Origin of the sequence: Natrinema salsiterrestre (assembly GCF_029502005.1) — an archaeon.
Taxonomy (GTDB): Archaea; Halobacteriota; Halobacteria; order Halobacteriales; family Natrialbaceae; genus Natrinema; species Natrinema salsiterrestre.
In genome coordinates this window covers 1,056,220-1,077,438 of record NZ_JAMQOT010000001.1, presented here as the reverse complement: position 1 = coordinate 1,077,438, position 21,219 = coordinate 1,056,220, and the positions used below count along the sequence as shown (strand labels likewise).

General features: G+C 67.2%; 21 protein-coding genes. 5 read left to right on the top strand and 16 right to left on the bottom strand.

Translation table 11 applies throughout. The features are described from left to right. Positions 1 to 26: 26 nt before the first annotated feature. The 5 genes from NDI89_RS05370 to NDI89_RS05350 all read right to left on the bottom strand — a co-directional run bounded on the left by NDI89_RS05370 (position 27) and on the right by NDI89_RS05350 (position 5,242). Complete coding sequence (locus NDI89_RS05370) at positions 27 to 2,333, bottom strand: transglutaminase TgpA family protein (RefSeq protein ID WP_277520472.1); 2,307 nt, start codon at positions 2,331 to 2,333, stop codon at positions 27 to 29. Continuing rightward, a complete protein-coding gene (locus NDI89_RS05365) occupies positions 2,330 to 3,406 on the bottom strand; it encodes a DUF58 domain-containing protein (RefSeq protein WP_277520471.1) in 1,077 nt (358 codons plus the stop codon). Before NDI89_RS05365 ends, NDI89_RS05370 begins: the two co-directional genes overlap by 4 nt. Beyond that, positions 3,403 to 4,380, bottom strand: a complete 978-nt coding sequence (locus NDI89_RS05360; RefSeq protein WP_277520470.1) for an AAA family ATPase — start codon at positions 4,378 to 4,380, stop codon at positions 3,403 to 3,405. Before NDI89_RS05360 ends, NDI89_RS05365 begins: the two co-directional genes overlap by 4 nt. A 253-nt stretch (positions 4,381 to 4,633) precedes the next feature. Then, positions 4,634 to 4,828, bottom strand: coding sequence for a cold-shock protein (locus tag NDI89_RS05355; protein WP_226004578.1), 195 nt, complete (start codon positions 4,826 to 4,828; stop codon positions 4,634 to 4,636). 96 nt (positions 4,829 to 4,924) lie between these two features. After that, entirely contained in the window at positions 4,925 to 5,242 is a 318-nt protein-coding gene (locus tag NDI89_RS05350) for a DUF7573 domain-containing protein (protein WP_277520469.1), read from the bottom strand. Between the two features lie 84 nt (positions 5,243 to 5,326). Here NDI89_RS05350 and NDI89_RS05345 point away from each other — a divergent pair, with 84 nt between their 5' ends. Then, positions 5,327 to 5,521 (top strand): DUF8024 family protein, encoded by a 195-nt coding sequence (locus tag NDI89_RS05345; protein WP_277520468.1) that lies wholly within the window; start codon positions 5,327 to 5,329, stop codon positions 5,519 to 5,521. A gap of 18 nt (positions 5,522 to 5,539) precedes the next feature. Here NDI89_RS05345 and NDI89_RS05340 read toward each other — a convergent pair whose 3' ends face one another. From NDI89_RS05340 to NDI89_RS05320, 5 genes are all read right to left on the bottom strand, one after another. Beyond that, a complete protein-coding gene (locus tag NDI89_RS05340) occupies positions 5,540 to 6,562 on the bottom strand; it encodes a 5,10-methylenetetrahydromethanopterin reductase (protein ID WP_277520467.1) in 1,023 nt (340 codons plus the stop codon). Next, positions 6,559 to 7,329, bottom strand: coding sequence for a coenzyme F420-0:L-glutamate ligase (locus tag NDI89_RS05335; protein ID WP_277520466.1), 771 nt, complete (start codon positions 7,327 to 7,329; stop codon positions 6,559 to 6,561). Before NDI89_RS05335 ends, NDI89_RS05340 begins: the two co-directional genes overlap by 4 nt. A gap of 135 nt (positions 7,330 to 7,464) precedes the next feature. Continuing rightward, complete coding sequence (locus NDI89_RS05330) at positions 7,465 to 9,123, bottom strand: hydantoinase B/oxoprolinase family protein (RefSeq protein ID WP_277520465.1); 1,659 nt, start codon at positions 9,121 to 9,123, stop codon at positions 7,465 to 7,467. Continuing rightward, positions 9,120 to 11,162, bottom strand: a complete 2,043-nt coding sequence (locus tag NDI89_RS05325) for a hydantoinase/oxoprolinase family protein (RefSeq protein ID WP_277520464.1) — start codon at positions 11,160 to 11,162, stop codon at positions 9,120 to 9,122. Before NDI89_RS05325 ends, NDI89_RS05330 begins: the two co-directional genes overlap by 4 nt. A 168-nt stretch (positions 11,163 to 11,330) precedes the next feature. Further along, positions 11,331 to 11,885 (bottom strand): metallophosphoesterase family protein, encoded by a 555-nt coding sequence (locus NDI89_RS05320; protein ID WP_277520463.1) that lies wholly within the window; start codon positions 11,883 to 11,885, stop codon positions 11,331 to 11,333. A gap of 173 nt (positions 11,886 to 12,058) precedes the next feature. Between NDI89_RS05320 and NDI89_RS05315 the strand changes: the two genes are divergently transcribed. Continuing rightward, positions 12,059 to 13,435 (top strand): eIF2B alpha/beta/delta subunit family protein, encoded by a 1,377-nt coding sequence (locus NDI89_RS05315; protein WP_277520462.1) that lies wholly within the window; start codon positions 12,059 to 12,061, stop codon positions 13,433 to 13,435. A 173-nt stretch (positions 13,436 to 13,608) separates the two neighbouring features. Here NDI89_RS05315 and NDI89_RS05310 read toward each other — a convergent pair whose 3' ends face one another. Both NDI89_RS05310 and NDI89_RS05305 read right to left on the bottom strand, forming a co-directional pair. After that, positions 13,609 to 14,202 (bottom strand): DUF7504 family protein, encoded by a 594-nt coding sequence (locus NDI89_RS05310; RefSeq protein ID WP_277520461.1) that lies wholly within the window; start codon positions 14,200 to 14,202, stop codon positions 13,609 to 13,611. Between the two features lies 1 nt (position 14,203). Continuing rightward, positions 14,204 to 14,620, bottom strand: coding sequence for a DUF7522 family protein (locus NDI89_RS05305; protein WP_277520460.1), 417 nt, complete (start codon positions 14,618 to 14,620; stop codon positions 14,204 to 14,206). A gap of 187 nt (positions 14,621 to 14,807) precedes the next feature. On the opposite strand from NDI89_RS05305, the gene ddh reads away from it, so the two are divergent. Next, positions 14,808 to 15,737, top strand: coding sequence for a D-2-hydroxyacid dehydrogenase (ddh, locus tag NDI89_RS05300; RefSeq protein ID WP_277520459.1), 930 nt, complete (start codon positions 14,808 to 14,810; stop codon positions 15,735 to 15,737). A gap of 267 nt (positions 15,738 to 16,004) precedes the next feature. Here ddh and engB read toward each other — a convergent pair whose 3' ends face one another. The 3 genes from engB to NDI89_RS05285 form a co-directional block, all read right to left on the bottom strand. After that, complete coding sequence (gene engB / locus NDI89_RS05295) at positions 16,005 to 16,628, bottom strand: GTP-binding protein EngB (protein ID WP_226004568.1); 624 nt, start codon at positions 16,626 to 16,628, stop codon at positions 16,005 to 16,007. Positions 16,629 to 16,733: 105 nt separating this feature from the next. After that, entirely contained in the window at positions 16,734 to 17,207 is a 474-nt protein-coding gene (locus NDI89_RS05290) for a DUF7994 family protein (protein WP_277520458.1), read from the bottom strand. Positions 17,208 to 17,279: 72 nt separating this feature from the next. After that, positions 17,280 to 17,768, bottom strand: coding sequence for a DUF7994 family protein (locus NDI89_RS05285; RefSeq protein WP_277520457.1), 489 nt, complete (start codon positions 17,766 to 17,768; stop codon positions 17,280 to 17,282). Positions 17,769 to 17,895: 127 nt separating this feature from the next. Here NDI89_RS05285 and NDI89_RS05280 point away from each other — a divergent pair, with 127 nt between their 5' ends. Next, entirely contained in the window at positions 17,896 to 19,188 is a 1,293-nt protein-coding gene (locus NDI89_RS05280) for a TIGR00341 family protein (protein ID WP_277520456.1), read from the top strand. A 91-nt stretch (positions 19,189 to 19,279) separates the two neighbouring features. Continuing rightward, a complete protein-coding gene (gene arlG, locus NDI89_RS05275; RefSeq protein ID WP_277520455.1) occupies positions 19,280 to 20,803 on the top strand; it encodes an archaellum stator protein ArlG in 1,524 nt (507 codons plus the stop codon). A 48-nt stretch (positions 20,804 to 20,851) separates the two neighbouring features. On the opposite strand, the gene NDI89_RS05270 is transcribed toward arlG, so the two are convergent. Then, positions 20,852 to 21,211, bottom strand: a complete 360-nt coding sequence (locus tag NDI89_RS05270; protein ID WP_277520454.1) for a hypothetical protein — start codon at positions 21,209 to 21,211, stop codon at positions 20,852 to 20,854. Positions 21,212 to 21,219 lie beyond the last annotated feature (8 nt).

The following is a 21,219-nucleotide window of genomic DNA, read 5'->3' as shown; positions in this document are numbered from 1 at the left end:
CATTCCCCGCCGATTCGGCTCGGGCGTCAGCGAAGGCGACCGACCACTGGGAGCCGACTTCGGGCGAGCTCGTCGACGATCTCGATCGCCTCGTCGGCTTCCGCCCGGCCGACGCCGTCGCCGTAGGTCGCGCGTTCGTAGTGCTCGAGGACCCGCTCGGCCCGCGGGTCGAGCGACTCCTCCGCGGCGGCTGTCTTCGATATCGCCTGCAGATAGGACCGCGGCGACTCCGAGGGACGGCGAGGCCGGTACTGCCGGGCGAACAGTCGCTCGAGGCGGCGGAACGCACGTCGGGCGTCTCGGTCGGGTTCGCCCCGGAATCCGTGCCAGTAGACGCCGACGGTCCGACCGAGACGCGTCGTCGCGTCGGTTCGACGGGCACCCGCAGCGAGGCCGACGAGGAGGACGAGCCCGAGCGCAGCCGTCTCGTGCCCGATGGCGACGAGGCGATCGGTGAGCGAGTCGTCGTTTCCGGTCGCCTCCCCACCCGTACCGTCGCCCGAATCGCCGGGATCGGTTCCGTTGTTCGAATCGTCGGGATCGCTTCCGTCGTCCGGATCGTCGGACGGATCCGTCTCGTCGGTCGGATCGTCGGACGGTGGCTCGTTCGAGTCGTCCGGATCGGACGCGGGCGGATCGACGGGATCGCTTTCGTCGCCGATCGGCACGTCCTCGCTGTCCTCGGTGTCTACGCCCTCGGTACCGTTCTCGCGTGCCTCCTGCAGCCGGTCGGTGTGAACGTCGGCGCGGCTGCTACCGGGCGTCGGATCGAACTGGACCCAGCCGTGGCCCGGGAAGTAGACCTCGACCCATGAGTGGGCGTCGAGTCCGCGGACGACGTACTCGCCGTCGTCGACCTGTTGACCGGTCGTGTAGCCGGTGACGTATCGGGCCGGAACTCCCGCTTCGCGGAGCATCTGCGTCATCGTCGTCGCGAAGTAGACGCAGTAGCCCTCGTCCATCTCGAGCAGAAACCCTTCGGCGACGTTTCCGGCGGGCTGGGAGACGTCGAGCGAGTACCCCTTCGAGGACCGGAGGTGGTCCCGAATCGCGACCGCCGTCCCGTGCGGCGTGTCGGCGTCGGCCGTGATTTCGTCGGTCCGCTCCCGGAACTCGCTCGAGGTGTCTTCGGGCGTCTGGAGGTAGTGATCGGTCACCTCGTCGGGGTAACTCGTTCCGGCGATCCGGAGCGCGTCCGGGTCGGGGTCGACGACCGCGCTCTCGACGGCGTAGCTGTCCCCCTCCTGCAGTGGCGTCTCGGGTCGCGGCTGGTCGTGTCTGGAGACGGTCGTCGCCCGCGTCACGTCGCCGTCGAGCGCCAGCGGCTGGGGGGCGACGGGCATGATTCCGAGCTCCGTCTCGGCGGTGACGGTCTGTCGGACGGTCCCACTGCTGCTGGGCGGGTCCGCGAGCCGGCCGTCGTACCGGCGATCCTGCCCCGTTCGGACCCACTCGTCGCCCGTGAACCGGTCGTAGACGCCGGTTCGCCAGTACGACGGCCGATCGGATTCGACCGTGAACCGCACCTCCGGCGAGAGATCCACCTGCCCGGAGATCCCCGATCGCTGGGGCGCGGAATCGATCGTCGCCTCGAGCGTGCCGGAGTCGCCCTGGACGAGGTGCGTCGGCCCCGCCGGCTCGCCGGGGACGATCGTTACCGACAGCGAGAGCGCGACGATCACCGCGAACAGGACCGCGAGCAGATCCGCCTGTGCGATCGAACCGCCGCGGCGCTCGAGTTCGCCGCCGGCGACGGCCCCGACGGCGGCGAGGGTCCCGGTCAGGGTGACGAGCGTTCCCGCGTCGCCGGTCAGGACGAGAAAGCCCAGGGCGGCGCCGCCGGGGACGACGCTCAGTCCGTACCGGCCGCGGATGGCGAGATACCACGAGAGGAAGACGGGGGCGGGCGCGAATCCGAGCGTCCAGACGCCCGCCTGAACCATTCGGAGCACCGGGAGACCGGTCGCGAGCGCGACGGTGTCGGAAACGATGGCGTTCGTTCCCGTGAGAACGACGCCCGGTTCGACGCCGGCCGAAGTGAGGTAGTAGGCGAACCCGAGTCCGGCCGCCGTCAGCGCGAGCAGTCCCGCGGTCCGGGGACGGATCAGCCGCGCGAGTACCGTCGCCGCGAGCAGCATGAGCCCGACGAGTGCGAACAGCGATCCGCTGCCGCCGACGACCTGCGTGATCCCGTAGAGGACGCTCACGTACGACGCCGTCAGGACTAAGACGCACCCGAGGGCGAGGAGACGGACAGCATCGGCACTGACGGTTCCCTCCGCGTTCAGGGATACCGTTCGATCACCGGCGTGACTGGACGATTTCGTGCTCATGCGGTCATCCCCGGCCGTCCGTCGGTGTCGTGGTCACCGTGGCCGTCGTTCCCGGTCCGGTTCCCGCCCTCCGGTTTCTCCCGTTCCGCTCGCTCGAGCCCGCAGAGTCGATCGAAGGCCAACTCGCGACCGTCGACGACGACCGTCGTCCCCGCTTCGTCGGTTCGGACCAGTACGTCCGCGTCCCGACGGGTTCGGTCCGCGAGTTCCCCGGGGCCGGCGACTGCCAACAACTGGAGCAGTTCGCGGTGGTGAGCGCGCCCCGATCCCGGTGGCTGCGTTCCCTCGGGCGTCGCGAGTCCGACCGTCGCGCCCCGCTCGAGGAGGTAGGTCGCGACGCTGGCGGCGGCCGAGGCCATCTCGTCGCTGCGGTCGACGAGGCAGTCGGCGGCGACCGTGACCGCACCGGTATCGTCGTCGTCGGTGTACTCCGTGACGACCAGATCATCTTCGGGTCGCTTGGCCGCGGTCTTCCAGTGGACGTCGCGCAACGGATCTCCGCGGCGGTACTCCCGGAGGTGGTCGAACTCCTCGTTCGCACGGCGGTCCGCGACGCTGGCGAGCGTTTCCACGTCGGCTGCTGGCCCCTGACTCAGATCGCGGACCCGCGGATAGACGAGAACGGAGGTCGGTTCCTCGTACGCGAACCGTCGCTCGACGAGTCCGAGGACGTCCGTGACGGTGATCGATAGCGGGCCGACCCGGCGCTCGCCCCGCGCCTCGAGTCGCACGTCGTACCCGAACGTCTCCTCGCCGTCGAGCGTGGTGTCCGCGTGCGGATCGGTCGTCGCCGAGAGACCGTCACCGACGGTATCCCGGACGGTTGCGGCGACAGTTCCGTCGGTCTCGATCGCGACCTCGACGGCTCTGTCCTCGCGAATGAACCCGTCGGTGACCGGCTGGCGAACGACGCGCGGTCGATCCGCTCGAGCGACGGTGAGCAGGCCGGCCAGCAGGACGACGACCAGGGGAACGACGACGGCGTTCAGCGCCCGGGGGCCGGACTGCCAGCTCAGCGCGACGGCCCCGCAGGCGACGGCGACGGCGGCCCAGCCGCGGCGCGTGAGTCTCATTCGACTGCGACGTGCTCGAGTGCGTTTTCGACCACGCTGGCGCCGTCCCGGTCGTGGCCGGTCGTCTTGATTCGGTGGCTCATCACCACGGGCGCTTCGACCTGGAGATCGTCCGGAATGACGTAGTCTCGCCCGTTCGCGACGGCGCGGGCCTGTGCCGCTCGGAGCAGCGAGATCGTTCCGCGGGGGCTCACGCCGATGTGTGCGTTCTCGCGGGTATACGCCGCGAGTCGCGTCGCGTATTTTCGAACCGGTTCCGCGACCTGCACCCTCGACACGGTCTCGCGGGCGGCGACCAGCGTTTCGCGATCGGTGACGGACTCGAGGGATTCGATCGGGTGGTCGCCGACCGTCCGGCCGAGCAGTTCGGCCTCTTCGTCGGGATCGGGGTAGCCCAGATGTAGCTTCTTCATGAAGCGATCGAGCTCGGCGAAGGGCAGGTCGTAGGTCCGGTTGGGCTCGACGGCGTTCTGGGTCGCGATCACGGTAAAGGGCGTCGGGAGATCGCGGGTCGTGCCGTCGGTCGTGACCTGTCCTTCCTCCATGGCCTCGAGCAGCGCCGCCTGCGTTTTCGGGGGCGCACGGTTGATCTCGTCGCCCAGCACGATGTTGCCGAAGATGGGGCCGGACTGGAAGTCGAACTCGCGGGTCTTCTGGTTGAAAACGTTCACGCCGGTGACGTCGCTCGGGAGGAGATCCGGCGTGAACTGAACGCGGCTGAACGTACAGTCGACCGATCTGGCGATCGCGCGCGCGAGCATCGTCTTCCCGACGCCGGGGACGTCGTCGAGCAGGACGTGCCCGCGTCCGAGGACGGCGGTGATGACGTGTTCGATCACCTCGTCGTGGCCGACGATCACGCGCGAGACGTTCGCCTCGATGTCGGCACACAATCGCTCGACGGTCGAGACCTGGAGGGTGTCCTCCCCCGTCGAATCGCTACTCCGCTTCGGTGTCGGGCTCGCGTCAGTCATACTCTCGAGACGTTCTCCGTGCACCCGGGGGACCTGTTCATTAGTATGTCATCGGGGTCTCTCGGACATATGTTTTGTGTCAAATAAGTACCCTGCAAACCGAGGGCGCGGCGGAACCGATAGCACTGGTCGGATGCCGTCGCTCGCGGAGTACCGTTCGCCGTCTCTCGGTCAGGTGACCGAGAGCCCGGGTTCGAGAACGCGGTCGCTACCGGACTAACAATCAGAAAACGATACCACCGTTCGAAACTGCCTAGAGCCGTTCGACGTTAGTCGCGCGCGGCCCCTTTTCGGCCTCCTCGATGTCGAACTCGAGTTCCTGTCCCTCTTCGAGATCAGGACCCCCGATGTCCTCCATGTGGAAGAACACGTCCTCGTCCGCGTCCTCAGTCTCGATGAATCCGTAGCCGCCAGTGTCGTTGAAGAAGTCGACCGTACCTTTCGCCATTGCATCTCAATAGAACCACGACAACAGTATAAAGCTTCGGGAGGACGCTCGCAGGCAGTCCCCGATACAAGCGCTGTTACCGTCCCCAGTAACTGATTACCACGTTTTGCACTCGACACAGACCAACTCGCCGTCGGCGCGCCAGACGCGGCGACTCGCACGCTCGCACCGACTGCAGGCGTACGTTCCCCACGCGTACGTCGAGAATCCCGTATCGCCCGCCGTCTCACCGGACCCGTCGTCGGACTCGTCGCTGCCGTGACCCGAGCCCTCGACGACCGTCGAGGAGTCGGCTGCTGGCTCCGAGCGGTCGCCGTCTCCCTCGGCGATGCCCTCGTCCTCCCGTGTCGTCTCTCTCGCGCCCTCGTCGGGATCCTCGGAAGCGAAGTCGGAAAGCGTCGGGTCGTCGCTCACGTGATCGGGTACGACCGGTGGCGACTTAATCTCCCCTCATTCGGGACCGGCACGGCCAAGTAGTACCGGTAACAACCCCCGCACATGGACACCGTCACGCCGCTCAACGTCATCGTGGACAACCTCGTCGAAATGACCGAACTCTTCAGTGACGTCGCGATGGGCGCGGGGCTCGCGCCGCTGCTGGTCCTGATGGGCACGCTCCTCGTCGTCTTCTCGCTGGGCGTCTTCGGCGTTCTCACGCTCGGTGCCGTGGGTAACCTCTTCACCGCGAAATAGCCGGCCGCTTTTTTCGGCTCAGTTGTCGTCGATCGCGCGAGCGAGCGCCTCGCTCGCCCGTTCGATCGCATCGTCGAGGTCCGGTCCCAGCGGGGAGCCGACGACGATCCCGTCGACGTGCTCGAGCGCCGCCTCGAATTGATCCGCGACGGTTTCGGTCGTCCCCGCGATACAGAACGCGTCGATCATCGCGGGCGTGACGCGGCCGAACGCGGTCGGAAGGTCGCCGTCCTCGAGCGCCTCGCTGACCGCGCTCGCCGCCGCCCGGTCGATGTCGTGGCGCTCGAGGACCGGCTCGGCGGCCCCGCCGACGATGAACGCCACGGGCGGGCGCGCCGCCTCGCGCGCCTCGGCTTCGTCGCCGGCGACGCTGACGCTCGCGAACGCCAGTGACTCGAACGCCCCGGACTCCACTGGTCGCTCGGCCACCCCCCGCTCGAGCTGGCCGGCCGCCCACTCGAGGTCCGCCGGATGCGCAGCGTTGATCAACACGCCGTCGGCGTGTTTCGCGCTCATTCGAAGCATGTGTGGCCCCTGTGCACCGACGTAAACGGGAATGCGATCGGACGGCGGCTCGAGGTTGAGCGCCGCGTCTCGAGCGGTGAAGGTGCCCTCGTGCGTGACCGTCTCGCCGTCCCAGAGGTCGCGGGCGAGGTCGAACGTCTCGAGGACGCGCCGGAGCGGGCTGTCGCGCTCGATGCCGAGATTCGAGAGGGACGAACGGTCGCCCGCGCCGACGCCGAAGACGCCGCGGCCGTCGCTGATCTCGTCGATCGTCGCCGTCTGCGCGGCCAGTTTGACGGGATGGGTCTCGTAGGGGTTGACGACGCCCGGCCCGAGTCGGATCTCGTCGGTGGCATCGACCATCCGCGAGAGCACGACGAACGGGTCGCGGTTGAAGTAGTGGCTGCTCGCGAACGCGACGTCGAACCCCTCGTCCTCCGCGAGCGCGGCCAGCTCGGCGACCCGATCCGGCGGATGCTCGGGGGTGAGTTCGATACCCCAGGTCACGTCTCGTGCCGATCTGTTCTCGCCAGTCATTCGTCGAACCTCCACTCTCGGAGCGCCTGTCGAATCAGATCGTCTTCGACCGACCGGAACAGCTCCTCGCTTCCCTCGTGGTCTCCAAACTCCCAGTCCCGGACGACCACGGCGGGGGTCCCGCCGGCACCCTCGCCGGTCACGAGGTTCGCGGCGGCGGCGAGTTCGTCGACCACGGACTGGACGGTAACGCCGAGCTCGTGGCCGTCCCGGTCGAGTTCGCCGCGCCAGTCGCGGCTCGCGGGCATGCCCGCCCAGCCGATCGCGACCCCGGTCTGTCCGTGACGGAACGGCCGCCCGCAGGTATCGGTCACGACCACTGCGACGTCTTCGATTCCTCGCTCTTCGAGTCCCGTGCGAATCCGCTCGGCGCTCTCCGTCGGTCGCTTCGGCAGCAACAGGAGGTCGTGACCGGGCACGTTCGAGCGGTCGATCCCCGCGTTCGGGCAGATGTGACCGAAGCGAGTCTCCGCCAGCAGGAACGGACAGTCGATCAGCAGTTCCGAACTCTCCTCGATGATCGCCTGTGCGAATCTGGGATCTTTCTCCTCGCCCGCGATCTCCTCGATCCGGTCGGCGATCTCCTGAGCCCGTCCGCTGACGGGGTACTCCTCGAGATCCGCCGTGCGACCCTCGGCCTTCGAGACGATCGTGCTCGCGACGGTGAGCACGTCGCCGGGCTCGAGGGCGGCCCGATCCGCGACGAGGGCGGCGATGTCGTCGCCGGGGCGGATTTCGGGCAGCTCCGCCACGCCGTTGAGTTCCATACTGGTGGGTGGGCCAGCGGCGCTAAAAACGCACCGTCACCGGAGAATGGAGTCGGCGGTCCGTGACTCTGGCAAGATTAGTAACGGACGTGATTATCCGTATTTCGAGGCGGTCCGAACTCGAGTAGGCTCTCGTCAGTCGTCTTCCGACGATTTCTCGGCGACACGGTCGGCCTCGAGCCCCCCTTCGTCCCGCTCGTCCGGATCGCCGTGCCCGCCGCCGCCGGGCGTTTTGACGGTGACCGTCGCTCCGGCCGCCACGTCAACTGTCGTCTTCGCCGGAACCGCCTCGCCGTCGATCAGGTTCTCGCCGGTCGCGCCGTCCTCGCCGCCGGCGACGCCCTTCGGCGCGTGGCGGCGGCGCTCGGTCAACAGCGACACCGTCGCGTCGGTCTCGACCGTGACCGAGCGCTCGAGTCCCAGCCCTCCCCGAAACCGTCCGCGGCCGCCGCTGCCCTCTCGGAGCGCGTATCGTTCGACGTGCAGCGGGTACTCGGTCTCGAGGGATTCCACGGGCGTGTTCAGCGTGTTGGTCATCCCGACCTGCACGCCGTCCATCCCGTCGCGGTCGGCGCGCGCGCCGAAGCCGCCGCCGATGGTCTCGTAGTAGGCGAAGGAGCCGTCCCGCGCACCGATGGTGAGGTTGTTCATCGTGCCCTGTCCCTGTGCGGGAACGCGGTCGGGTGCGGCCCCCGCGAGCGCGGTGAAGACCACGTCGGTGACCCGCTGACTGGTCTCGACGTTGCCGCCGACCACGGCGGCGGGCGGGCTCGGATTCAACAGTGATCCCTCGGGCGCAGAGACGCTCACCGGCTCGTAACAGCCGTGGTTCGGGGGGATCTCGGGATCGGTGATACAGCGGACGACGAAGTAGACGGCGCTCGTCGCGACCGCCAGCGGGGCGTTGAGATTCCCAGCGACCTGCGGGGCCGTTCCCGAGAAGTCGACATCGATCGTCTCGCCGTCGACCGTGACGGTCACGGTAATCTCGATATCGTCGTCGGTCACGCCGTCGCCCTCGAGGACATCCGTGGCCTCGTAGGTACCGTCGGGCAGCGCCGCGATCTCCGTCGCGATCCGCTCGCGCGAGTAGTCGATGACGGCGTCGAACCCCTCGAGAACCGTTTCGCGGCCGTGTTCGTCGAACAGTGATTCGAGCCGTTCCTCCGCGCGTTCGTTCGCCGCCTGCTGTGCGCGGAGGTCGGCCCGGCGCTCGCGCGGATCGCGGACGTTCGCGAGCACGAGCGAGCGGACGTCGTCCCGAGGCTCGCCGCCGTCGACGAGCCGAATCGGCGGAATCCGAAGCCCCTCCTGATAGATCTCCTCCGCGCCGGCCGGCATGCTGCCGGGGGTCATCCCGCCGACGTCGGCGTGGTGGGCTCGAGAGACGGCGTAGCCGACGATCTCGTCCCTGTCACCGGCTCCGGTGCTGCCGTCGCGTCCGGGGGCGATCGGCGACACCATCGTCACGTCCGGCAGGTGCGTGCCGCCGGTAAAGGGGTCGTTGAGCACGAACACGTCGCCCGGCCGCGGGTCGTGCTCGCGGACGGCGTCGACGGCGGCCGGCATCGCACCGAGGTGGACCGGAATGTGCTCGGCCTGCGCGATCATCCGTCCTTCGGCGTCGAACAGCGCCGTCGAGCAGTCTCTCCGTTCCTTGATGTTCGGCGAGTACGCCCCCCGGATCAGCGTCTGGCCCATCTCCTCGGCGACGCTCTCGAGCTGGTTTCGCAGCACCTCGAGGGTGACCGGGTCGATACCGTCGTCCGAGCCGTTCGTCAAATCTCGCGTCATTGCTCGTCGCCCTCCGTTCGCGTCACGACCAGCGTTCCGTCGGCGAGCGTTTCGCCACCCCAGCCGGGCGGGACGACCGCCGTGCTCTCGGCCTGCTCGAGGACCGCCGGTCCCTCGATCGACGACCCCGCCGCGATCCGCTCCCGGTCGTAGACGGTCGTTTCCCGCGCACCGGTGCCGGGGAAGATCGCCTCTCGGGTCCCGACGCGGGCGTCGCCGGCTCCCTCGTGACGAATCGTCGGCTCCGAGCCCGGTATCGTCGCGGTCGCCCGGAGGGTGACGACCTCGATCGATTCGTCCATCGCGTACCCGTAGGTCCGTTCGTGGGCGTCGCGGAACCGATCGGCCACCGCGTCCGCGTCGAACTCGTCGTCGACGGGGACGGTCAGCTCGAAGCTCTGCCCCGCGTACCGACAGTCCGCCGCGCGCTCGACCCGCGCCGCGTCCGGCTCGGAGGCGTCCGCGAGCACGTCCTCGACGAGATCGTCGTAGACGGACTCCAGTTCGGCTGGCTCGGCCCCCTCGAGATCCACGCCGACCGTTCGAGCGGCGTCGTAGCTCTCGTCGGCAGCGAGCAGCCCGAACGCGGAGAGGACGCCGCTCGGTCGGGGGACGACGACCCGGCTGACCGACAGCGAGTCGGCCAGCGCCGCGGCGTGCATCGGCCCCGCGCCGCCGAACGCCACGAGCGCGAACTCGCGCGGGTCGTGGCCCCGCTCCACGGTGACGGACCGGATCGTCCGCGTCATCGTCGCGTTCGCCACGCGGTAGACCCCGCGGGCCGCCTCGAGAGCCCCCTCGAGACCCGCTTCCTCGGCCAGTCGCTCGAGGGCGTCTCGAGCGGCGTCGACGTCGAGGGTCATTTCCCCGCCCAGCGCGGTTTCGGGGCCGATATAGCCCAGCACGACGTTGGCGTCCGTGACCGTGGGCTCCGTCCCGCCGCGACCGTAGCAGGCCGGGCCGGGATCAGCGCCCGAGGATTCCGGGCCGACCCGGAGCGCGCCGCCCGAATCGATCCAGGCGATCGACCCGCCGCCCGCGCCGACGGTGTTCACGTCGACCATCGGCGTCCGGATCGGAAGGCCGTCGATTTCCGCGTCGGTCGTCCGTTCCGCTCGTCCGTCTCGGACGAGGCTCACGTCGCTCGAGGTGCCGCCCATGTCGAACGTGACGAGCCCCTCGACGTCATCGTCGTCGACGGTCGCCGCAGCGCCGACGACGCCCGCTGCCGGGCCCGACAGCGTCGTCGTCACGGCGTGCTCGCGAACCGTCTCTGGGTCGGCGACGCCGCCGTTCGCCTGCATGATCCGCGGTGCCGGAATCCCGGCGTCGTCGGCCTCGTCGACCAGCCGGCCGACGTAGCGATCGATCGCCGGGCGGACGTAGGCGTCGACCGCCGTGGTCGACGTGCGCTCGAACTCGCGGAACTCCGCGAGCACCTCGTGGGAGGCCGAGACGGGAACGTCCAGTTCCTCTCGCAGCGTCTCCGCGACGACCCGCTCGTTGTCGGGGTCCGCGTAGGCGTGCAGCAGGGAGACCGCGACGGCCTCGACGTCGCGGTCTCGAAGGGTCGCGGCGAGGTCGCGGACCTCGTCCGCGTCGACCGGCCGCTCGACGCCCTCGGCCGTCGTCCGCTCGTCGACCTCGAACCGTCGGTCTCGAGGCACCAGCGGCTCGGGTTTCTCGGCCTCGAGGTCGTACAGGTCCGGCCGATCCTGTCGGCCGATCTCGAGGACGTCCCGGAACCCCTCGGTGGTCACCAGCGCCGTCCTCGCGCCGCCGCGCTCGAGCAGGGCGTTGACAGAGACGGTCATCGCGTGGGCGAAGCCGTCGATCCCCGCGGGTGCGATGTCGGCCCGATCGCAGGCCTTGCGGATCCCCTCGAGGACGCCGACGTGTTGCTCGTCGGTCGTCGGCACTTTGGCGGTGACGAGCCGATCGTCGACCGAGAGGGCCACGTCGGTGAACGTGCCGCCGACGTCGACGCCGACGCGGGTGTCGCCGTCCGACTCGATAGACGTTCGTTCGGGAGTTCCCATCGATACGTGTCGGATTGCGGTTCCGGTGGTTTATAGTCCGTCGTGATCGCGGTCCGCGAGCGACCGGATGCTATAGTAGCCACTGAAAGTCATTGCACACCTACTCGCACGACAGCGTTGCGAGTAGTGTGTAAACCGTTTCAGTGGCTACTATCGTCGACGGTCGACCTACCCGGTCCGGTGTTCGACCTCGAGCGTTCCGTTGCGGACGGTGGCGACGAACATCGTCTCGTAGGTCGTGGGAGCGGCACCGGTTGCGCTGCCCGGATTGAGTACGCGGACGCGATCGACACTCCGTCCCCGGTCGCCGGCCGATCGATGATCGTCGATATCGACGGTCGTGTCGACAACCTCGTGGGTGTGGCCGGCGACGGTGACCAGCGCCGTTTCCGCGGTCGCCGCCGTTTCCTCGCGGGCCGTCTCGACGACTCGCTCCTGCCAGTCGCCCGACGATCCGTGGCCGTGAGTGACGACGAACGTCACGCCGTCGACCTCGAGCGTGGCGGTCAGTGGGACGTCGAGCGTCGCCGGATCCACGTTTCCCCGGACGGCCGTCAGGTCGCCGTCGGCGAGGTCGACGATCCGCTCGTAACTTCCGAACGACTCGAAGTCGCCGGCGTGGATCGTGTGGTCGGCCGCTTCGATCTCGGTGACGACCCACGCCGGGAGCGCGGACTCTCGAGTGGGCACGTGCGTATCGGCGATGATCGCGATACGGGTCATAGGTGAGCGTAGCATCTCGAGGGCGAAAACCGTAGCGCAGTAGCGGTATCCGACGGCCGCGTACTCGAGTTCCCATCGCCGGACCGAGACGACCGGTGCCGTTCGTTTCCGGTGCCGTCCCGCCGACGAACGGGTCCGAAAACGACACCACTGGCGTTCCCGTCGACCCTCGTATGGGCGCCAATACCGATGTCGACACCGACGCCGACGATTCGAACCGCGTCGTCACCGCTTTTCTCCGTCATCGCGGCGACGTTCTGCTGCTGCGACGGAGCGACGCCGTCGGCACTTACCGGGGCCAGTGGGGCGGCGTCTCCGGCTTCGCGGAGAGGCAGCCGGACGAACAGGTCCGCGTCGAGATTCGCGAGGAAACCGGCCTCGAGTCCGAGGCCGTCTCGCTAGTCCGCTCCGGGCGGCCGGTCGAGTTCGCGGACCCCGATATCGAGTGCGACTGGGTCGTCCACCCCTACCTCTTCGACTGTGAGACTCGCGAGATCGAACTGAGCGAGGAACACGACGCGTACGAGTGGGTCCCGCCGACCGACTTGCTCGAGTCCGTGGGGGACGACCGCGAGACGGTGCCCGAACTCTGGACCGCCTACGAGCGCGTGGCACCCTCCGTTCGGTCGATCGCCGCCGACGGCGAGCACGGGGCCGCATACCTGTCCGTACGCGCGCTCGAGGTGCTTCGCGACCGGGCGGGGGTGCTCGTCTCCGAACGCGCGTCGCTCGGCCCCGACTCGGACGGCGAGTGGGACGAGCTCGCCGAACTCGCGGGGCGACTGCTCGAGGCGCGGCCGTCGATGGCCGTCCTCCGGAACCGGGTCAATCGCGTCATGGCTGGTTCGGACGACGACGGCGATGCGCCGGCCGTCCTCGAGTCGGCGCTGCGGACTATCGACCGCGCGATCGACGCCGACGAGGACGCCGCAGCGACCGCGAGCGAGTTTCTGGCGGACAGCGTTGCGACTCTCTCCCGGTCGGGCACCGTCCTCGCGGCGCTCGAGCGGAGCGAGCCGTCGCGTGTGTTCGTCGCCGAATCGCGCCCCGCCCGCGAGGGGGTGGCCGTCGCGGAGCGGCTGTCCGAGACGACCGATAGCACCGTGTCGGTTCACACCGACGCGGCGCTCGCGCACGTGCTCGCGCGCGAAGACATCGATCGCGCGATCGTCGGCGCGGATACCGTCCTCCCCGACGGCTCCGTCGTGAACAAGGCGGGCACGCGAACGCTGGTGATCGCCGCCGACCGCGAGGGGATTCCGGTCTCCGTCGTCGCGGCGACGGACAAAGTCTCGACGCGCGAGGACGTGAACCTCGAGTCCGGGGACCGATCCGCGGTGTACGACGGCGACGCGTCGATCGACGTGCTGAATCCGACGTTCGACGTGACGCCCGCTGATTGCGTGACCGAAGTGGTTACCGAGCGCGGAGCGCTCGAGCCGAGCGACATCGGGGACGTGGCCGCGGAGTTGCGGGCCCTCGAGGAGTGGCGCGACGGAGGGGAATCGACGGTTCGAGAAACGACAGACCGAAACCCCTCGAGGGAGTAGCTCCTTCCGGCGGCCGTGACGAAGAGTTACCCCCTCCGAGCCCCTTGTGACGAGGGATTTTCCCCGAGCCGCCGTTCTATTTCCTCGAGAGTCGTCTCTCGTACGTGACGGAGAATCCACCGGAACGGTACCCGAGACGGTCGGTCGACGGAAGAGGCGGGAGCGGTGTGAGACTAATAGCGCGTCGAAACGGTCACGTCCCCATCGGCGGCAGCAGGTTTGACGATCGCGTCGAACGGCGTTTTGATGGTACTGATGGTTTTTCGGTCGTGGGCGTCCGGATTCAGGTGGAAGTGAGCGATCCCGTCGACGTGTTCGATGCGACGCGTAATCACCCGCAGAAACCGGAACAGCGACTTCCGATTCGTGTACTGCAGGAGTCCGGTGATCGAATCGAAGCAGACCACCGTCTCGGTGTCCGTCTTCGCCTGGCTCGAGAGGTAATCACTCACTTCCATTCCGATTCCGGTCAGGTCCGCCGGGTTGACCGTACTCGACGTCACGCTGTCGGTTCGCTGCGTCGACTGATAGGGTGATTCGTCGAGCGTGATGACGGTGATTCGTCCGTCGTGCGTTTCCGGCGTTTCCGTCCACGTTCGCAGCCACTGCCCCGGTGATTGGAACGTCAGCGCCAGGACGTCCGTTCGATCGGTCGATTCCTGCGACAGGAGTTCGTTGTGGGTCCGTTTCGTCGAATCGTCGAGCATCGATCCGAGCAACAGTACGTTCGACGCCTCCGCTAACTGTTCGCTGTGTTCCGGCTGCATCTCACGCCTCCTCGATGACATCGTACACTGCTTCGATCACCGCGTTGAACGGTGCGTCCATCGTGAGTGAGACGTACAATCCTGCAGTTTCCCCGACGAACCGGAATATAGTGCTTCCCTCGAAGAACGCGGCAAAGGCGCGTACCTCACCGAGTTCGGTGTACACGTCTTCGTACATCTCCTTTTCGGTGAAATCGAGTCGGTAGTCACTGTGGATCTTGTCGGCGAACTCTTCGATGTCTGCTACTGATTCGCCGAGTTGCTGACTCATCCGCTCGTCCAGATACATGATATTGTACGTCTCGGCGTCGTATTCCGCAAACGCGAGTATCTGGCCGCCAGCGATCTCTCGAAGCGTCTCGAGGACAGCGTCCGCATCGAATTCGGTAAACGTAGATGTGTTCTCGATCGTGCCCATCCGGTACGGGTACAGATGTCTCGATTATAAAGCCGGTGGCCGGAGTACCGAGTTAGTCGGATTCGGCGTCGCTCCTGTCGTACCGCCGTGCTGCCCGACTCGAACCTCGACCCGAAACGTCTCGATCAGCCGATCTCGGCCCGGAGATCGGCAAAGCTTCAACACGGACTCGCCTGTACTGACTCTCATGGCATTCGAACTCGAGCGACTCGGAATCCACGATTCGGTAGCGATGGTGTTTCCGCCGGCGGAACTCGCGGAGTATCTCGCCGACCTGCCGGTCGAGGTCGCCGTAATCGGCGACGACGAAATCTCGGCCTGCGACGCGGTCGTCACGATGGAGCACCGCGACGCCTTCCTCGAGGTGGAGTGGGTCCACTCGATCCAGGCGGGCGTCGACCGGTTCCCGTTCGACGAGTTCGAGGCGAACGACGTGATCCTCACGAACAGCACGGGGATCCACGACCGAACCGTCGGCGAGACGGTCGCGGGCTACCTCCTGATGTTCGCCCGGCGGCTGCACGATCACGTCGCGAACCAGCAGGATCGGCGATGGGAGCGCCCCGAGTGGGACGCGGCGTTTACCCTCGCCGGATCGACCGCCTGCGTCGTCGGCACCGGCACGCTCGGAACGGGCGCCGCGGAGACCCTCGGCGGACTGGGGCTCCGCGTGACGGGCGTCCGTCGCTCCGGCGATCACGTCCCCGGCTTCGACGAGGTCTATTCGAACGACCGGCTGCTCGAGGCGATCTCCGGTGCCGACTTCGTGATCGTCACCGTGCCGCTGACAGACGAGACTCGGCACCTCTTCGACGCCGACGCGTTCGACGCCATGCGCGACGACGCCTACTTCGTGAACGTCTCCCGCGGCCCGGTCGTCGACGAACCGGCGCTGATCGATGCGCTCGAGGCCGACGCCCTCGCGGGGGCGGCGCTGGACGTCTTCGAGGAGGAGCCCCTTCCCGAGGAGTCGCCGCTGTGGGGGATGGACGAGGTCATCGTCTCGCCCCACTGCGCCGCCTACACGCGGGACTACTTCCGGGACACCGGCGACATCGTCCGCGAGAACGTCGATCGACTCGCGGACGGCGCGGCATTCCGCAACCGCGTCGTCTGATACTGATTGGCTCGAGGCAGCGTGACCTTCAAATGAGTACGGATATCGGACAGCACGTGCGGTGGCCGGGCGCGCGACTCGAGTACCACGAGAGTCGTGCAACCCGGGGGAGGGCAGGCACGTACCGGATACTCACCGCGAGCGACCGAAGGGAGCGAGCGGGCCGACGACTGACCCGAAACGAAGTGGAGGGGAAGGAGGAGTGCTTTTCATCGAAGTTTTGCCGAGGGCGCGGCGAAGCCGCGCCCGCAGAGCAAAACTTCGGTTCTAGAAGAACTTGAACAGGTCGTCCCGTTGTTGCTCGTGGAGATGGGTTCGAATCGCCTCGTTCAGGGGCTCGAGTTGCCCCTTCTTGGCGCAGATCGGTGCGATCGTCTCTTGCCACTGCTTCCAGGGCGGGTAGAGGCCGAGGCGGTCACAGAGGGCGTCCAGTCGCTCGTCCTCGTCGTCGACCTTGTCCATCTTGTTGACGGCGACGACGGTCGGGACGTCCAGTTCCCGCAGGAAGTGGAACATCTCGACGTCGTAGGGGATTTCGTCGGGGCCCGAGTGCCGGTCGATGATGTCGATGACGCTCTTGCCGTCCACGACGAGGACGGCGACGAGGATATTGTCGGCGTACTCCTCGAGATAGTGGACGATCTCGGTCTTGATCTCCTCGCGGAGGTCCTCGTCGACGCCGCTCATGAAGCCGAACCCGGGGAGGTCGGTGATGACGAAGTCCTCGGGGGCCCAGTCGTAGTGATTCGGCGAGCGGGTGACGCCGGGTTTGCCCCCGGTGTCGAAACTGTGGCCGGTCAGCTCGCGCATGAGCGTGGACTTGCCCACGTTCGAGCGGCCGACGAGCGCCACTTCGGCGTCTCGGTTCGGACGCGTATCGAAGTCGATCACACGCCGTGTAGGGCCGACCGACGTTTATACGCGTTGTAACGGTGATCGACCGTGCGGCGGGTAGTCACTCGAGTCGGTGTCGGACCAGTGGGGGGAGCGCTGGCGCTAGAGGCGGATCGCGGCGTATAGCCCGATTCCGAACGAGACTGCTACGAGCAGGGTAATGGCGACGAGCCGACGGCTCGAGGGGGTGGCCTCGAGGTCGACGTGGCGGCTGTCGCGGGCGGTCTGGACGCCGAACCAGGCCAGTGACGTCCCTCCGACAGCCATTGCCGCGGCGAACAGCCACGATCCCCCGTCGCCGGCGACGAGCGCGGATCGCACTGCCGAGAGGGTGACGACGGCCGCCAGAACGACGTCAGCGGTGCCGACGAGGGCGTTCCACGGGACTGATCGACTACCGAGCGTGACCGAATCGACGAGACCGCCGACGACCATCAGGATCGCCGAGAGGACGAACCCGCCGAGAGCCACGACGGCGAGCGGTCCGGTAAGCACCGTCAGGCCGAAGACGGCCAGATAGGCACCGGCGAGTCCCAGCATGACGATGCCCAACAGGGAGGCGAGTCGTCGCTTCATACAGTTACGTCTCTCCCGTGACACAAAACTGTGTGGAGCGAGCCGACCGGCTACTCGAGGCCGGCCGGTCGATCACGGGAGTGGACCGAGGACGATCGCGATGAGCAGCCCGATTCCAATCCAGCCGACGAGGACAGCGAAGAGGGCGACGACGGGACCCGAGGGCAGCTCCTGAAGGTCCTCGAGGTCGACGCGGTGGGTATCGCGGGCGACCTGGACGCCGTGCCAGATCATGAACGTGCCGCCGGCGAGCATTCCGAGCGCATTAAATCGCGAATCTGCGTTGCCGGAGACGATATCGGGGATCGCCGCGGGAATCACGACGGTCCCCAGAACGATGTCTCCGAGGCCAACGAGGACGTTCCACGGGACGGATCGGCCGCCGAACGTGACCGAATCGCGGTGTCCACCGACGACTTTCAGGATCCCCGCAACGACGAGGCTGGGGGGAATCAGGATAACGGACGGACTGGGGAGACCCGCTCGAGCAGACACGGCGAGAAGGAGACCGCCGATTCCAAGCATGGTGATGCCAAAAAGCGAGGAAAACCATCGGGTCATACCATCAGTCATAACTTCCGTCACGAAACGGTAGTAAGAGCTTCGGTTTCCAACTCGAGCTCTCCTCGCCCCTCCGACGGTGGCGAATGCCCCGGAATTATGACCCCGCCGTGTCTCAGTCCGACACGTGCGGCTCGTACAGTTGACGGTTCCGACGGGGAAGCGGGAGACGATCCTCGGCGCCCTCGACGAGCGGAAGATCGATTACGTCGTCTCGGACGAGACCAGCAGTCGAGAGTATACGGCGGTCGTCTACTTCCCGCTGCCGGATGCGGCGGTCGAACCGGTGCTCGACGAGATACAGGACGCCGGGATCGACGAAGACGCCTACACGGTCGTCGTCGACGCGGAAACGGTAGTCTCCCGTCGATTCCAGGCGCTGCGCGAGGAGTACGAGGCCGGTGACGTCGAGTCGGACCGCATTTCTCGCCAGGAACTGCAGGCGGAGGCCGAGGGTCTGACGCCGAGCTTTCCCGTCTACGTGGTGATGACGGTCATCAGCGCCGTCGTCGCGACCGCGGGGCTACTCCTGGACTCGCCGGCCGTCGTCGTCGGCTCGATGGTGATCGCGCCCCTGATCGGCCCGGCCCTGGGGGCGAGCGTCGGGACGGTGATCGACGACGAAGAACTGTTCGTCGAGAGCGTCACCTACCAGGTCATCGGTGTCGTGGTCGCGATCGCGGCGGCGGCGATCTTCGCGGTGCTGGTTCGATCCCTGAACATCGTCCCGCCGGATCTCGTCCTCTCGAGCGTCGGCGAGATATCGGAGCGACTCGCGCCGGACTTGCTGTCGCTCGCGATCGCGCTGGGCGCGGGCATCGCGGGGGTCGTGAGCATCGCGACGGGGACGTCGGTCGCCCTCGTCGGCGTGATGATCGCCGCGGCATTGATCCCGCCAGCCGGCGTCGCGGGGATCGCCCTCGCGTGGGGAGAACCGACGTCCGCGATCGGTGCCACGGTGCTGGTCCTCGTCAATTTGCTCTCGGTGGACCTCGCCGGTCTGTTGACCCTGTGGTACGCCGGCTACCGTCCGGAGAACCTGTTCCAGCTCGGGGAAACGGAGCAACGCGTCCGCAAGCGGATCGTCGGCCTCGCCCTCATCGTCCTCGTCTTCGCGGTGTTTCTCGGCGGGATCACGTACGCCTCCTACGAAACGGGGAACTTCGAACAGGACGCCCGCGAGGAAGTGGAAGCGGTCCTCGCACAGGACCAGTACGAGGACTACCAACTGCTCGAGTTTCAGGTCGTGATGGACGACAACTACCCGTTCCGGAACCCGGAGCGGGTGATCGTCACGATCGGCGGCCCGCCGGGGGAATCGGCACCCGAACTGGCCGACGTCCTCAGCGGGCGGATCAACGACCACGCCGATCAGTCCGTCACCGTCGAGGTCAGGTACGTCGAGGTCGTCGAACGCTGATCGGGTCGCGGAGTCGACCTCGGATCGGTCGACCTCATCGGCCGGCAGCGTTATTTCGGTTCGGAACTCCGATTCGAGACGTTCCCTATCGATGGTCCGTGCCTCGGTCGCTCAGTTGATACTGTTCATCGCGGCGCTCAGCGTGTCGACGCTGTTCGTCGGCGTCATCGTCACCGAAACCGGACTGTACGCCCAATCCGTCGAGGAGGAGGGCGAGAGGGAGACTGCGGCGATCGACGCCGAAATCGAGATCATCAACGATCCCGAGGCCAAGGCGGTCTACAACGAGACCGACGAGACGGTGACGGTATACGTCAAAAACGTCGGTGGTGGGACCCTGAGGCCCGACGATCTCGAGGTGGTACTAAACGGGGAGCTCGCGACTGTCGCCGAAACGGACGTGATCGGTGGCGAGCCCTGGCGGCGGAACCTGGTACTCGCCGTGACGCTCGATCACCCGATCGAGGGGGGTAAGAACCGCGCGCTCGTGCGGATCGACGGGAGCCGCGACCTCCTCTCGTTTCGGTACGCCGGTAGTCTGGACTGGTCGACGGACGGAGATTGGTCCGCGGGAACGCACGAACGGACGGTCAGCGACGGGATCGGCGACCGGGACGCCGACACGGTCAGGCTCGGATACGACGCCGGCGACAGCGGGCTGGTCGCCTACTGGCCGCTCGACGAGGACAGCGGGGACACGGCGTTCGACGCGACGGGGGCCAACGACGGCAGACACGTGAACGACCCGACGCCGGGTCAGACGGGACTGGTCGGGACCACCGCGTACGACTTCGATCACACGCAGAATCAACACGTCAACGTCTCGCACAGCGATTCGCTCGAGATGAGTACCGACGACCGGGTCTCCGTCTCCACGTGGATCAAACTCGACGAGGGCTGGGGCGACACCGTCGACGACGCGATGGCGATCGTCCAGAAGTCGGACGCGTCGTACAACCTGCAGCTCGTCCCGTCGTCGACGAGTCCGGAGGTACAGTTCGCCATCCATGACGGGACCGAGTACCACTTCGCGACCGTCACGCTCCCCGACGATCACGAGGGGCGATGGGTCCACGTCAGCGGCCGGTTCGAGGCCGATACGGAGTTTAGCGTCTCGGCCGACGGACAGACCGGAACCGCCGACCCGCCGTCGAACGTGCGCGCGACCGATGACCATCCGCTGGGGATCGGTGACAACATCGACGACAGCGCCTCGAATCGATCCTTCGCCGGTGATATCGACGAGGTCCGCCTGTTCGACCGCGCGCTGACGGACGACGAACTCTCCGACGAGTACCTCACGGCGACCAACGGAAGCCACATCACCGACTGGCGGACGACGACGGGCGACATGCGGGCCGACTCCCTGCAACTCGAGAACGTCTCGGCGACGCTCGACGGCGAAAACGTGACCGCGTACGTCGAATCCGACACGACGGGTGACGGAACGGCCGACGAGGTGAGCGACCCGGTCGCGTTGACGGAGAGCAGCGAGGTCTACGCGGTCGAGGGGATCACCGCGGACAACGATCGGTTCCGGCTCCGTCTCGAGTTCGAAACCGGTTCGGTGACGCGGACGCCGGTCGTTTCGCGGATCGAACTCACGCAGGAGTGACGATCTCGTCGGACGAACAGCGGTCGGTCGCCGCGCTCGCCGCGTCTCCTATCGATCGCGAAGTCGACCGAGCAGCGGAACGTCCGTCGACTCCTCGTCGGTTCCGCGTTCGACGTCGGTTGTCCCGTCGGTCCCGTCGGCGGCGCTGTCGCCATCGTTCCCGGCCACGGTGTCGACTTCATTTTCGTCGCTGCGACCGATCCGCCGTCGAATCCGCGTTCGCGGGCCGTCGATGCGGTTGACGAGATACGTCGGGAAGTAGAGCACGACGCCGCCGAAGAGCAGAAATCCGATTCCCCAGGCGTAGCGTCCCGAAAGCAGGCGGTTAGCGCCGAGAATGAACATCGGGCCGGCCATCGACATCCCGGCGACGGTCTGGAGCATCCAGAGGATACCGGGGCCCTTCACCGCGACCG